We start from the raw sequence: 627 nt of genomic DNA, 5'->3' as shown, positions 1-627 counted from the left end.
AGGAAGCGGAACATGTAGGACACCAAACCTTGGCACTTCCACACCGAACTTAATCATGGGGCTCTATACGAGCCCTTTTTTATTATGTGCGCGGTATTGCGAGCATTTTGGGAGGGGCCCGCTTTGCGGGAGGGACCTAAAAGCGGAGCCAAACCCCCGTCTAGTATTACGGGGGTAAATTCCACTGAACCATCAGTGTTCTCCGTGTATTCGCAAGCGTAGCGCGCCAGTGTTTGAGCGTTAGCGAGTCTTATCTGAGGAGAAATTATTTCTAGCCCTGTTGCTTTGATTCCTCAAATACAAACCTTCGACCATTATCGAGAGTGATTCGATCTCCGCGTCGTTGAAATCCCCAATCGCTGAACTAATTTTCTCTATCAGTCTTTCGTGTGGATTCTGTTCTCTTCCAAGCACTTCATTAACTGATACCCCAAGTCTTTTAGCTATTAAAACTAGCTCTGATGCTTTTGGTTCAGTCTTGCCTGATTCCCAGTTCATAACGGTTTTTGCCGATGCTCCGACAGATTTAGCCATTTCAAGCTGAGTGACTCCTTTTTCCTCTCGGAGTCTCTTAATGTTCTCATTTAGCATGTTAAACCCCTTATTGAGTCCATGTTTTTTCTCATT

General features: G+C 45.3%; 1 protein-coding gene. It reads right to left on the bottom strand.

Annotation, left to right across the window (positions count from 1 at the left end):
- Window positions 1-240 precede the first annotated feature (240 nt).
- Window positions 241-627: helix-turn-helix transcriptional regulator (locus R7Q09_RS26595; RefSeq protein ID WP_318144000.1), on the bottom strand; the 387-nt coding region annotated here is incomplete at its 5' end.

The sequence above is a fragment of the Vibrio sp. 2130-1 genome (assembly GCF_033339515.1).
The sequence above is the reverse complement of the archived record's forward strand: the minus strand, read 5'-3'. Positions and strand labels throughout refer to the sequence as shown.